12 protein-coding genes are annotated in these 11938 nt (G+C 71.4%); 10 read left to right on the forward strand and 2 right to left on the reverse strand.

Features of this window, described 5'->3' with window-relative positions; all coding sequences use genetic code 11:
• Positions 1–803: 803 nt before the first annotated feature.
• The gene (locus tag ABZX75_RS07740; protein WP_355408928.1) at positions 804–1028 is read left to right on the forward strand and encodes a hypothetical protein; all 225 of its coding nucleotides are present in this window, start codon (positions 804–806) and stop codon (positions 1026–1028) included.
• A 639-nt stretch (positions 1029–1667) separates the two neighbouring features.
• Positions 1668–3056, forward strand: coding sequence for an AMP-binding protein (locus tag ABZX75_RS07745; RefSeq protein WP_355408929.1), 1389 nt, complete (start codon positions 1668–1670; stop codon positions 3054–3056).
• 84 nt (positions 3057–3140) lie between these two features.
• Here the strand turns inward: ABZX75_RS07745 and ABZX75_RS07750 are convergent, their stop codons facing one another.
• Positions 3141–3320, reverse strand: a complete 180-nt coding sequence (locus ABZX75_RS07750; protein WP_355408931.1) for a hypothetical protein — start codon at positions 3318–3320, stop codon at positions 3141–3143.
• 262 nt (positions 3321–3582) lie between these two features.
• Positions 3583–4581, reverse strand: a complete 999-nt coding sequence (locus ABZX75_RS07755; RefSeq protein WP_355408933.1) for a LuxR C-terminal-related transcriptional regulator — start codon at positions 4579–4581, stop codon at positions 3583–3585.
• Positions 4582–4716: 135 nt separating this feature from the next.
• On the opposite strand from ABZX75_RS07755, the gene ABZX75_RS07760 reads away from it, so the two are divergent.
• The 8 genes from ABZX75_RS07760 to ABZX75_RS07795 all read left to right on the forward strand — a co-directional run bounded on the left by ABZX75_RS07760 (position 4717) and on the right by ABZX75_RS07795 (position 11932).
• A complete protein-coding gene (locus ABZX75_RS07760) occupies positions 4717–5043 on the forward strand; it encodes a hypothetical protein (RefSeq protein ID WP_355408935.1) in 327 nt (108 codons plus the stop codon).
• A gap of 165 nt (positions 5044–5208) precedes the next feature.
• A complete protein-coding gene (locus tag ABZX75_RS07765) occupies positions 5209–5562 on the forward strand; it encodes a DUF6344 domain-containing protein (protein ID WP_355408937.1) in 354 nt (117 codons plus the stop codon).
• Between the two features lie 732 nt (positions 5563–6294).
• The gene (locus tag ABZX75_RS07770; protein WP_355408939.1) at positions 6295–7446 is read left to right on the forward strand and encodes an acyl-CoA dehydrogenase family protein; all 1152 of its coding nucleotides are present in this window, start codon (positions 6295–6297) and stop codon (positions 7444–7446) included.
• A complete protein-coding gene (locus ABZX75_RS07775) occupies positions 7443–8594 on the forward strand; it encodes an OB-fold domain-containing protein (RefSeq protein WP_355408941.1) in 1152 nt (383 codons plus the stop codon). The genes ABZX75_RS07770 and ABZX75_RS07775 overlap by 4 nt, the downstream gene beginning before the upstream one ends.
• Positions 8594–9664, forward strand: a complete 1071-nt coding sequence (locus tag ABZX75_RS07780) for an acyl-CoA dehydrogenase family protein (protein WP_355408943.1) — start codon at positions 8594–8596, stop codon at positions 9662–9664. Before ABZX75_RS07775 ends, ABZX75_RS07780 begins: the two co-directional genes overlap by 1 nt.
• An 18-nt stretch (positions 9665–9682) precedes the next feature.
• Entirely contained in the window at positions 9683–10078 is a 396-nt protein-coding gene (locus ABZX75_RS07785) for a MaoC family dehydratase (RefSeq protein ID WP_355409098.1), read from the forward strand.
• On the forward strand, positions 10075–11241 hold the full coding sequence (locus ABZX75_RS07790; protein WP_355408945.1) for a lipid-transfer protein: 1167 nt from the start codon (positions 10075–10077) through the stop codon (positions 11239–11241). The genes ABZX75_RS07785 and ABZX75_RS07790 overlap by 4 nt, the downstream gene beginning before the upstream one ends.
• A 157-nt stretch (positions 11242–11398) precedes the next feature.
• Positions 11399–11932: a SigE family RNA polymerase sigma factor gene (locus tag ABZX75_RS07795; protein ID WP_355408947.1), complete on the forward strand. Its 534-nt coding sequence runs from the start codon at positions 11399–11401 to the stop codon at positions 11930–11932.
• Positions 11933–11938: the final 6 nt, after the last annotated feature.

The raw sequence follows: 11938 nt of genomic DNA on the forward strand, positions 1-11938 counted from the left end.
AAACCTGTAACAGGCCCGCGCCGACGGAGCCTGTCCGGCCCATCACGCGACCGTCGCGCTCGGCTCCTGGCCGGTGCCCGTCGGCGACCACCTCCACGGTGTTGTTTCGGGAGCGCTAGGCGATACTCGTCCGATGGAGTGGTACGAGCAGGCCCGGGCAGCGGAACAGATCCGGGATTGGGATACAGCTATCGCGTTGGTCAGCGCCCATGCCGAGTGCTACTCCGCCGATTCGTACGCGCACGACAACCATCTGTGGCATATGCGTTTGCTCGTCTGTGAGGAGCGGTCCACGGAACTCACGGAACTCGCACGCACAGATGTCCACGCACGTCGGAGACTCAACAGATCGCTTCACGAGCGGGAGATGGACGCGGCGCTGTGCAACCGTGCTGAAGACGGCGACAGTGGCGCCCTGTACCACCTTGTCAGGTTGCTGTGCGAGATGGGTCGGGTCCAGGAGGCCTGTCGAGCGGTCCAGGACCTCGGCCCGGAGGATGAGTACGCGCACCAGCTCGTGGCCGACTTTCGAACGCCCTCGAGCCGTGCGCGGTAATGCTCTGCACTGCCACCGCCGTCGACGACCCCGGGGTTAAGCAGGCGGTGAAGAAGCAGCGGGTGAGGCCGTCCGTCCGCAGCTGCTGGCCCCGGGGCGGGTGGTCGTAGCAGGAGGGCGGTCCGTTGCCGTCGGTGTCGACCACTCTGATCGTGTAGCGCGGGAACAGGTCCGTGTCGTCCGGGAGGCCGTAGCGGATACGCAGGAGCTCGGAGGTGGAGTGCGCATCGGCCGGAATGGTCAGGCAGTGCGAGAAGACGCCGTTGCCGGTCTCCAGCCGCACGGCCCCCGCGTCGTCGGCGAAGCTCCCGGCGGGCAGGACCTGACAGCCTTCCTGGAGTACGTCCGTACGCACGAAGTGGACCCCGTAGGGCCCGGTCGCGGTGGCGTCGCCGGCGCGCACCATCGCACGGAACGGCGCCGTTCCGGTCAGGGCGCAGCCGCCCTGGACGAGATCACCGGCGCGGCCTGAGCGGCGCTGACCGGCAGGAGGAGTGGGGCGAGGACGGCGAGCAGGCACGTCAGTACGGTGGAAATCGGGCGTCTTGTGGACGCCGATGCCATTGGCATGAACCCCCCAGGGTGGTGTGCGACGAGTGATCGTCGCACACCCGTATAGGGCCGGCGGAGGAGTGTGCGGTCAGCGGGGCCTTCCACTGCCACGCGGGCTCGAAGGTGTTCAGTGCACCGAGCTGATCGGGGAGCTCGGCTATATGCGGATTGGCCGTACCACTTCGGAGCTGAGGGTCTCGGTGTCCTCTGGGCCAGGGCCGCGACGTCACGAGGTCCCGCCATGGCGAGGCCGAGTGGGAATGAGCTCCGATCATTCCTCCTGGTCAGCGGCGCTCGTTGGTCTTTCTGCTGAGGGAATTCGGCGTCCATGGTGGGGAAAGCGCATTGCGTGCAGGGGTCTTGGCAGATTGGCTTGCCGAGGTCAAGACGGCGGGGTCGCTCTCCGGCGTCGAGAAGGAGGGAGAAGGGAGATAGGGGGTCGCATTGCGGCATTGACCCGGATGAACACCGGCCGGCCCGACGGTCGGCGGGAGCCCGGCTCCTCCCTGGACATCGCCGTCGTGCTGGACCGGCCCTTAACTGGTACAGAAGGAAACGAATGACATCCATGCTCGACGGCTGCACACCCTGGCCCGAAGAGTTCGTCGACCGCTACTGGGCGGCCGGGCACTGGCATGGCAATACGCTGGACAACCTGCTGCGCGGCTGGGCCATGCAGTACGGACCGCGGACCGCGCTCGTGCACGGCGGCACCCGCCTCACGTACGCGAACCTGAACCGGCGCGTGGACCGCATGGCGGCCGGATTCCGGTTGCGCGGCCTCCGGCCCGGGCAACGGGTCGTCGTCCAGCTACCGAACGTTCCCGAGTTCGTCATCACCGTGTTCGCGCTGATGCGCGTCGGCGTGGTCCCCGTGTTCTGCTCGGTGTCGCACCGCGCGTCCGAGGTGTCCCACCTCGTGCACGTCACCCAGGCCGTCGGCTACGTCGGTCCCTCGACGTACCAGGGCTTCGACCACACGGCGATGGCCGCGGACATCGCGGCCCGAGGGCCCTTCCTGCGGCGGGTGTTCACCCTTGAGGCGCCGGGCGACTCGTCCCCGTACGGCGGCCTTACGACCGACCCGTCGGGCTGCCACTACTGCCCGCTGGGCTCCATCGACGCCCCGCCCGGGCCGGCGCTCGCGCAGAGCGCCGACCAGGTGGCGTTCTTCCTGCTCTCCGGCGGTACCACCGGGGCGCCCCAGCTCATTCCGCGCACCCACAACGACTACGCCTACCAGGCGCGGGCCGCCGCCGAGCTGGTGTCGCTCACCGAGAACGACGTGTATCTCGCCGCGCTGCCCGCCGGGTTCAACTTCGCCTTCGGCTCCCCGGGCATCGTCGGCACCCTCTCCGTCGGCGGCACCGTCGTCCTGGTCGAGAACCCGGAACCCGCCGAATGCCTTCCGGTCATCGGACGAGAGCGGGTCACCATCACGTCGGTGGTGCCCGCCACCGCCCAGCTCTGGCTCGACGCACTTCCCACGGTCCAGGCCGACTTGAGCAGCCTGCGTCTCGTGCAGATCGGGGGCGCGCCCTTGCCCCGGGCGACCGCCGAACGGATAGGCCCCGAACTGGGCTGTCGCCTGCAGCAGGTCTTCGGCAGGGCTGAGGGGCTGCTCACTCTCACCCGGCTCGCCGATCCGGACGAGACCGTGCTCACCACGCAGGGCCGCCCGCTCTCGCCCGACGATGAGATCCGCATCGTCGACGTCGACGGGAAGGACGTGCCCGACGGTGAGGCCGGCGAACTCCTCGCCCGCGGTCCCTATACCCTGCGAGGCTACTACCGGGCGCCCGACCACAACGCACGCTCCTTCACCACCGGCGGCTACTTCCGCACCGGCGTCCTCGCGCGGCGCACCCCGGACGGCAACCTGGTGGTGACCGGCCGCCTCCAGGACGTCCCGCGGCGGGCTGACCAGGAAGATCCATCTGTTCTGTGACGGGCAGGGCCGGAGCGGTGCTGGGGCCCGGGCGGCTCGGGCTCCGAGGGCGGCTCGGGGTCCGAGGGCGGCCGGACCCGGTGATCAGTCCCAGCCCATGGAATCGGTGTGGGTCGGGGTCGGCGCCGTCACGGCGGTGGCGGTGGCGGGGGCGGCGGAAGCGGTCACGGTGGTGGCGGCGCCCTGAGCGAAGAAGACCGGTACGACCGCGGCGGCGGTGATGACGAGCGCGGTCCTGGCAGCGGTCAGGCAGGTGCGGAACACGGGAACTCCTCGAAGATCACTGAGAAGACGTCTACCTGACCGGACGGCACGCGACGGATGGCGCGATCAGGAGTTCGTCAGTTCGGTTACCTCGGGCGTCCCCGGTGTGACTCTGAGTCTTCCGCGGTCCGCAGGGGGCCGGAAGAGGACAGCGCTGGACGGAAGGGGCCATGGCATGTTCCGGCAGGGGCCGACATGAATAAGCCGGGACCGCCCCCCTACAGGGGCGGCCCCGGCCACGGGACGACAGCGGGACGCAGGGTCAGTGCGCCGCGCTCGCGGTGTTGAGCCAGCCCTGCTCCACGGCCAGGGCCCCGGCCTGGAAGCGGCTGCGGGCGCCGAGCCGGGCCATCAGGTCGCTGGCCACGCGGCGGGCCGTACGGGGCGAGACTCCCAGCCGCTTGGCTATGGTCTCGTCCGTCATCCCCCGGTACAGGAAGGTCAGCACCTCCCGCTCCTGCGGGTTCAGGCCGGCCTCGTCCCGCTGCGGCTCGGAGCCCAGGTCGCTCGCCGTCGCCCAGACGCCGTCGAACAGCGCGCCCAGGGCGGTCAGCGTCCCCTGGCCGGTCAGGACCACGGCGGCCCTGCGGGAGTCCTCCGAATCCACCGGGATGACGGCGATCTCCCGGTCCACCAGCACCATGCGCACCGGGAGGGAAGCCGTCGTGCGTACCTGCCCGCCGCGGGCCGCCAGCCATTCGGCGTACGCGACGGTGTGCGGGCTGTTGCGGACGCTGTCCAGGTACACCGTCCGCATCCGCACCCCCCGTTCGAGCAGTTCCTCGTCCAGCGGCTTGGCGGCTTCCAGATTCCCCTCGCTCTGCGCGCCGCCCGGGTGGAAGGTCATCACCTCGCGCCGCACCCGGCGCGTCAGTACGGCGAGCTTCTCCCGGATCTGCTCGATCCCCACGAGGTGTTCGACATCGGCCCCGCCGGGGACCGGTCGGCGGTCGGCGAACTGGGCGATGAGCTGCGCGGCCGCCACCCGCGAAGCCTCGATGCGCTGCTGCTGCGCGGCGAGCTCGGCCTGCTGCTGGGCCAGTAGCACTTCCATGCCCAGCTCCGGTGTGACGGCGCGCAGCCCGTCCTCCTGTGACGGGCGGATGAGCGACAGTTCGTGCAGACGGTCCAGCGAAGCCCTGATCTCCGGCTCGGATCGACCCAGCAGCGCGGCGAGCTCCGCGACCCCCATGCCGGGATGGGCGAGCATCGCCCGGTAGAGCTCTTCAGCCCAGGAATCCAGGCCCAACAGTGCGAGCACAGGTTCCTCCCCTCATCAGACTGAGAATGACACCGGACAGTAGATCATCTACTTCGTGGCCTTTCTGTGCAGCGGCCGGAACCGTCCACGCGCACGACTTGCGGGGTGGGCCGCCCAGCCGCAAACGTCATTGCCATGCACCTCATTCACGTGCGCCTGCACCCCTCCTCCCACGCCCCTCCGCTGCCCGAAGACACCGCGACGCGGCTGATGGAGCACGCCCTGCCGGAGGACGGGCTGGAGCACGTCAGCATCGCGGGGGACCGCCGGTTCGCTCCGGTGCTGGGGCTGTTCGTCTCGCTGATCCCGCTACGGGACGCGGAGGCGGCCGCCGCCCGGGTCACCACGCGGGCGCTGGGCTCCGGCACGCTGCGCGGTTACAGCGCGGACGGCTTCGAAGGGGCGCTGGTACCGCGGTTCCACCCCTTGTTCCAAGGTCTCTCCGGGTTCCACCGCAGCTGAGGCGGCAGGGGCCTCGGGACCTTGAGGCCTTTGGGTCTTTGGGCCTTCCGAGTGGTGTTTGTCGGAAGATCGGCGCGCGTCGTGGGGTCGGTGCGGTTGCGACCACATCATGACGAATGTATGCAGATCCGCCCGTCGGAACATCGCGAAACGAGGCACCCCGTCATGGCTCAGCGCAACCCTGTCACGTCGATCTGGACCGCCGTCCTCGCCGCTCTCGTGGCCCTCCTCTCCTCCCTCGGATTCGGTGGCAAGGCCGCTCCGGCCGCCGCCTCCGCCTCGGCTCCCGCCGCGACGGTCCCCGCGCCGGTCCCCGCCGCCGCACGCCGGGCGGCCGTGACGGCGCGACGGACCTGGCGGGCGATGATGCGGGGCGGTTCGCTCCCGCCGACCATCAAGCAGCGGATCCGCGCCGAGGCCCACGGCAAGACCCCGTCCGTCCGCCGCTCGACCACCGCCGCGTCCATGGGCGCCGGATCGGGAGCCACTGACCGGGACGTGCTCGCGCTGGCCGCGTAGGTCCCGTACCGCGCGGTCGAGAGCAGTCGAGTCCAGAGCCATTGCAGGGTCCGGTTCCGCAGGCGTACGCGCCGCCGCCGGGCAGGAGTACGCGCCGAGGCCGGCGCGGCAGGACGTACGGAAGCGGGCGCCGGAGCAGGCGCTGAAGCAGGAGCAGGAGCAGGCCAGAGCTAGGACCAGAGCCAGGGCCAGGGCCTGAGCAAGAGCGGGAGCAAACCAAAGCCAGAGCAGGAAGCAGGCGCAGGAGCAGGACAAGAGACCAGCGCAGGCGCTGGAGCCCGGTCGGTCGTGACCGTGGATCGCGCTGCGAGGTGCCCCCGGAGCGGGGCACGGATGGATCCCCCGGCGGGCGCCGGGGGCGTGCGGGGGCGTGAAGCCTGGTATCGCAGGGCCGTAGGCCCGGGAGTCGGTGGGGTTCCCGGACGACGCGGCCCTTTTCGGCATGTCCGGACGCGCCGCCCGGGCGGAACGCGTCAGCGCTTGCGCCACAAGGGGCTCAAGGGTTGGCCACCCGCTCCGGTGCCTCCCACCAGAACAACACCGCGCAGGTCAACGGCTCGGCCTTCACGGCCGTCAACCAGTCCCACTCGAACGTCTCGGTCAACTTCCACACCTGGTGGTAGCCGCGGCCTGAACCGGCCGAACTGTTGAGGGCGCCCGACCTTGACACCACCGGTAAATCTGACGGACAGTCAGGTCACATCGACGATGTGATGCCGGGAGGCCAGCGCCGTGCACCTCGCCCCGACCGAAGGCCAGTTGCGGCTGCGCGCCGAACTGCGGGAGTACTTCCTGGCCTTGTTGCCCGACGGAGTACCCGACGAACCCGACCGCCAGCGCGAGCTGCTGCGCCGCATCGGCGCCGACGGCCTGCTGGGTCTCGGCTGGCCCGTGGAATACGGCGGTCAAGGCCGGGGCGCCGACGAGCAGTTCGTCTTCTTCGACGAGGCCTACCGGGCCGGCGCCCCCGTCTCGATGGTCACGCTCAACACCGTCGGCCCGACCTTGATGAAGTACGGGACCCAGGAGCAGAAGGACTACTTCCTGCCCCGGATCCTCAAGGGCGAGCTCGTCTTCGCCATCGGCTACTCGGAGCCGGAGGCCGGCACGGACCTCGCCTCGCTGCGCACCCGAGCCGTCCGCGACGGCGATGAGTGGCTGATCGACGGGCAGAAGATCTTCACCTCCAACGCCCAGAACGCGGACTGGATCTGGCTCGCCTGCCGCACCGACCTGCAGGCCCCCAAGCACAAGGGCATCTCGATCATCCTGGTGCCCACGGACGCCACCGGCTTCGCCTGGACCCCGATCGACACCGTCGGCGGACTCACGACCACGGCGACATACTACGACTCCGTCCGCGTGCCCGTCGGCAACCTCGTCGGCTCGGAACACGGCGGCTGGGGCCTGATCACCAACCAGCTCAACCACGAACGGGTGGCCCTCGCCGCCATCGGCATGCAGGCCGAGGACTTCTACGAAGCCGCCCTCACCCATGCCCGAACCCCTGACCCGGTCACCGGCGACCGCCCGGCCGACCGCCCCTGGGTGCGGTCGCGACTCGCCGAGGCGCACGCGCGACTGGCCGCCGTACGCCTTCTCAACTGGCGCCTGGTCCAGGACGTGGGCCACGGCGCCCTGGCCCCCGGCGACGCGAGCGGCGTGAAGTTCCTCGGCACCGAGTCCACCGTGGAGGTCTACCGGATGTGCCAGGAGGTGGTGGGGGAGGAGGCGCTGGTACGGGGCCCTGCGGCCTTCGCCGGCGGCGAGCTGGAGCGGATGAACCGGGCCGCCCAGATCAATACCTTCGGCGGCGGCGTCAGCGAGGTCCAGCGGGAGATCGTCGCGATGACGCGGCTCGGCATGAAGGGGAGGAAGCGATGACGGCGGACGGGAGCGACGGCCCCGGCGCACCGGCGAAGCCGGGCGGTACCGCGGAGCTGGCCGGTACCGCGGAGCGGGGTGGTACCGCGGAGCCGGGCGGTCCGGCGGAGCCCGGTGGGGCCGAGGAAGCAGCCCGGTTCCACCAGCTGCTGAAGGCCTTCGAGGGGCAGCCGGCCGCCACCGGCGGCCGCGGCAAGGACGTGGTCAACGAGCCGATGATCCGCCACTGGTGCGAGGCGATGGGCGATGCCCATCCCGCCTACACCGGGCCGGACGCCATCGCTCCGCCCACCATGCTCCAGGCCTGGACGATGGGCGGGCTCTCCGGCCACACCGACCGCTCGGCCGCCTACGACGCGCTCTTCGCACTCCTCGACGGCGCCGGGCACACCTCCGTGGTCGCCACGGACTGCGAGCAGGAGTACCTCCGTCCACTGCGCCCGGGGGACACCGTCACCTTCGACGCCGTCATCGAGTCCGTGTCGCCCCGCAAGACGACCAAGCTCGGCACCGGCCACTTCGTGACCACCCGCATGGACGTCAGGGCGGACGGCGAACTCGCCGGGACACACCGATTCCGGATCCTGAAGTACAAGCCCGCCGCACCACCGCAGGCCGACGCCGAGGCCGTGACCCGGACCGAGGCCGGAACCCGGACCTGGACCGGAACCCGGACCGGCACCGGCACCGGCACCGGAACCCGCACGTCGGCGCAGCCCAAGGCGCAGCGCCCCCGCCCCGTGATCAACCGCGACAACGAGGGCTTCTGGGACGCAGTCCGCGACCACAAGCTCCTCATCCAGCGCTGCAAGGCCTGCGCCACCCTCCGCTTCCCGTGGCTCCCCGGCTGCAACGCGTGCGCCTCGCCCGACTGGGACACGGTCGAGGCGTCCGGCGCCGGCGCCGTGTTCAGCTACGTCGTCATGCACCACCCCCCTTTCCCGGCCTTCACCGCCCCCGCTCGTCCCGGTGACGCGCCCGGCCCCTACGCGGTCGCACTCGTCGAGCTCGCCGAGGGAGTCCGGATGATCAGCAACATCACCGGCATGCCGTACGACAAGGTGCGCATCGGCCTTCCCGTCCAGCTGGAGTTCCTGCGCCTCGACGACGGCCTCGAACTCCCCGTCTTCCGCGGGAGTGAGGGCTGATGGACTTCCGCCCCACCGAGGAGCAGGCCGCCGCGGCCGGCCTCGCCGCCCGGGTCTTCCGCGATCTCGCCACCCACGACCGCCTCGCCGCCGCCGGCACCGGCAGCGACGCCGAGCTGTGGAAGGCCCTCACCACGGCCGGCCTGATCGCCGCGGTGGAGGACATCGGCCTGCTCGGCCTGGTGCTGCTGCTGGAGGAACAGGGCCGCACCACCGCCCAGGTCCCGTACGCCGCCACCTGTGTCTACGGCATCCTCCCCATCGCCGCGCACGGCAGCGCCGAGCAGCGCGCCCGCCTGCTGCCCGCCCTCCGCACGGGCGAGGCGGTGGCCACCGGAGCCTTCCCGGCCCGCGGCCGGATCACGGCCGCGGGGTCCCGGCTCACCGGCACCGCGCCGGTGGTGCCCTGGCTGCGCGACGCCACCCATGTGCTGGTCGCGGACGCGGCCCGGGCGTTGTGGCTCGTACGGGTGGACGCGCCCGGCGTGGAGACGTCGGCGGTGGAGACCACGGCGCCCTGGTCGGCGGGCCGGCTGACCCTGACCGCCGCCGCGGCGGAGCGCATCGGGGCGAAGGGTGCTGCGCGCACCGGGCGCGCAGGGGACGTTGAGGACCCCGGGGACGCCTACGAGGACACGCTCGCCGCCGCCCGCACCGCTTTCGCGGGGCTTCAGGCGGGCGTCTGCGCGGGCTCGCTCGCCCGCGCGGTCGCGTACACCTCCACCCGCGAACAGTTCGGCCGTCCGCTCTCCACCAACCAGGCGGTCATGCTGCGCGCGGCCGACGCGTACATGGACACCGAGGCGATCAGGGTCACCGCGTACGAGGCGGCCTGGCGCATCGACCAGGGCCTCCCGGCGCGCGAGCACGCGCTGACGGCGGCCTGGTGGGCCTCGGAGGCGGGCAAACGGGTCGTACACGCGGGCCAGCATCTGCACGGCGGCATGGGCGCCGACCTCGGCCACCCCGTCCACCGGCACTTCCTGTGGGGGCGCCAGCTGGACGCGTACCTGGGCTGCGGCAGCGAGCTGCTGGACGAACTGGGCGCCGTACTGGCGCGGGAGGGCTGAGGCATGGGAGTCGTCACGATCAGAGCCGGCGAGGAACTGCCGCCGCTGGAGGTCCCGGTCACCCGCACCCTGATCGTCGCGGGTGCGATCGCCTCCCGCGACTACCAGGACGTGCACCACGACGCCTCCCTCGCGCGGGAGAAGGGCTCCCCGGACATCTTCATGAACATCCTGACCACCAACGGCCTGGTCGGCCGGTACATCACCGACCACCTCGGGCCCCGGGCCGTCCTGCGCAAGGTGGCCATCCGCCTGGGCGCCCCCAACTACCCGGGCGACACCATGACCCTGACCGGCACCGTCACCGCCCTCGACGGGGACACCGCGGAGATCCGCGTCATCGGCACCAACGGCATCGGCCACCACGTCACCGGCACCGTCACGGTCACCCTGGCTCCCAGGAGCACCGCATGAGCGTCCGCACCCGCGACGAGCTCGGCGGCCGCGCCGCCATCGCCGGCATCGGGGCGACGGAGTTCTCCAAGGACTCCGGCCGCAGCGAGCTCAAGCTCGCCGTCGAAGCCGTGCACGCCGCCCTCGACGACGCGGGGCTCACCCCCGCCGACGTCGACGGCATGGTCACCTTCACGATGGACACCAGCCCCGAGATCACCGTCGCCCAGGCGGCGGGCATCGGGGAGCTGTCCTTCTTCTCCCGCGTCCACTACGGCGGCGGGGCGGCCTGCGCCACCGTCCAGCAGGCCGCGCTCGCCGTCGCCACCGGCGTCGCGGAGGTCGTGGTGTGCTACCGCGCCTTCAACGAGCGCTCCGGGCGCCGTTTCGGCTCCGGTGTGCAGCAGCGCGAGCCATCGGCGGAGGGGGCGGCGCTCGGCTGGTCGCTGCCGTGGGGGTTGTTGACCCCCGCCTCCTGGGTCGCGATGACCGCCCAGCGCTACCTGCACGCCTACGGCCTCACCCCGGAGGCCTTCGGGCACGTCGCGGTCACCGACCGCCGGCACGCCGCGAACAATCCCGCCGCGTACTTCCACGGCAAGCCGATCACCCTCGCCGACCACGCCGCCTCGCGCTGGATCGTCGAACCGCTGCGGCTGCTGGACTGCTGCCAGGAGACGGACGGCGGCCAGGCCGTCGTCGTGACGAGCACCGAGCGGGCCCGCGAACTGCGGCACGCTCCCGCCGTGATCACCGCGGCCGCGCAGGGCGCCGGCCGCCGCCAGGAGGCCATGACCTCCTTCTACCGCGACGACCTCACCGGACTGCCCGAGATGGACGTGGTCGCGCGCCAGCTGTGGCGGACCAGCGGGCTGCGGCCCTCGGACATCGACGTGGGCATCCTCTACGACCACTTCACCCCCTTCGTGCTGATGCAGCTGGAGGAGTTCGGCTTCTGCCGGCCCGGCGAGGCCGCCGATTTCGTGGCCGCCGACGCGCTGCCGCTCAACACCCACGGCGGCCAGCTCGGGGAGGCGTACCTGCACGGCATGAACGGCATCGCCGAGGCCGTCCGCCAGTTGCGCGGCACCTCGGTCAATCAGGTCGAGGGCGCCGCGCACGCCCTGGTCACGGCCGGTACGGGGGTACCGACCTCGGGGCTGATCCTGGGCGCCGACGGCTGAGGTCGGGGCCGCGCCGCTGCCCCGCACCCCCTTCCCGGGTGTGCTCGCTCTCCACCTTCAGGAGGTGGAGTTATCCCTACCTCTACAACCTGAGAGGGACCCGGCTTCGGCACTTGCGGCCGATCCCAGGCCTGACCTCCGCTCCTAGCGTGGAGTCATGACCCCGCCTGTGTGCACGCTCGCCTCGAATCCGACGCCGTATCCGTCGTTCTCGGCGTACGTCCGGACCCGCGGCACGGTCCTGATGCGCACGGCACGCTCCCTCACCGCCAACCCGTGCGACGCCGAGGACCTGCTCCAGACGGCCCTCACCAAGACGTACGTCGCCTGGGACCGGATAGAGGACCACCGCGCCCTGGACGGCTATGTCCGCCGGGCCCTGGTCAACACCCGTACCTCGCAGTGGCGCAAGCGCAAGGTCGAGGAGTTCTCCTGCGACGAGCTCCCGGAGACCGAGGCCGTGCCGGCCGCGGACCCCGCGGAGGCGCAGGCACTGCGCGACGCCATGTGGCGCGCGGTGACGCGGCTGCCCGACCGGCAGCGGGCGATGGTCGTCCTGCGCTACTACGAGGACCTGAGCGAGGCGCAGACCGCCGAGCTGCTCGGCGTATCGGTCGGCACGGTCAAGAGCGCCGTCTCCCGCGCTCTGGGCAAGCTCCGCGAGGATCCGGAGCTCCTTCCGGTCCGGTGATCCCGG

Source organism: Streptomyces sp. NPDC003038, from assembly GCF_040611115.1.
Taxonomy (GTDB): domain Bacteria; phylum Actinomycetota; class Actinomycetes; order Streptomycetales; family Streptomycetaceae; genus Streptomyces.

What these genes read in the sequence shown, in the direction of transcription:
- ABZX75_RS07745 (WP_355408929.1), top strand. Translation starts at nt 1,668, where the DNA reads ATGACATCCATGCTCGACGGCTGCACACCCTGGCCCGAAGAGTTCGTC.
- ABZX75_RS07760 (WP_355408935.1), top strand. Translation starts at nt 4,717, where the DNA reads ATGCACCTCATTCACGTGCGCCTGCACCCCTCCTCCCACGCCCCTCCG.
- ABZX75_RS07765 (WP_355408937.1), top strand. Translation starts at nt 5,209, where the DNA reads ATGGCTCAGCGCAACCCTGTCACGTCGATCTGGACCGCCGTCCTCGCC.
- ABZX75_RS07775 (WP_355408941.1), top strand. Translation starts at nt 7,443, where the DNA reads ATGACGGCGGACGGGAGCGACGGCCCCGGCGCACCGGCGAAGCCGGGC.
- ABZX75_RS07780 (WP_355408943.1), top strand. Translation starts at nt 8,594, where the DNA reads ATGGACTTCCGCCCCACCGAGGAGCAGGCCGCCGCGGCCGGCCTCGCC.
- ABZX75_RS07790 (WP_355408945.1), top strand. Translation starts at nt 10,075, where the DNA reads ATGAGCGTCCGCACCCGCGACGAGCTCGGCGGCCGCGCCGCCATCGCC.
- ABZX75_RS07795 (WP_355408947.1), top strand. Translation starts at nt 11,399, where the DNA reads ATGACCCCGCCTGTGTGCACGCTCGCCTCGAATCCGACGCCGTATCCG.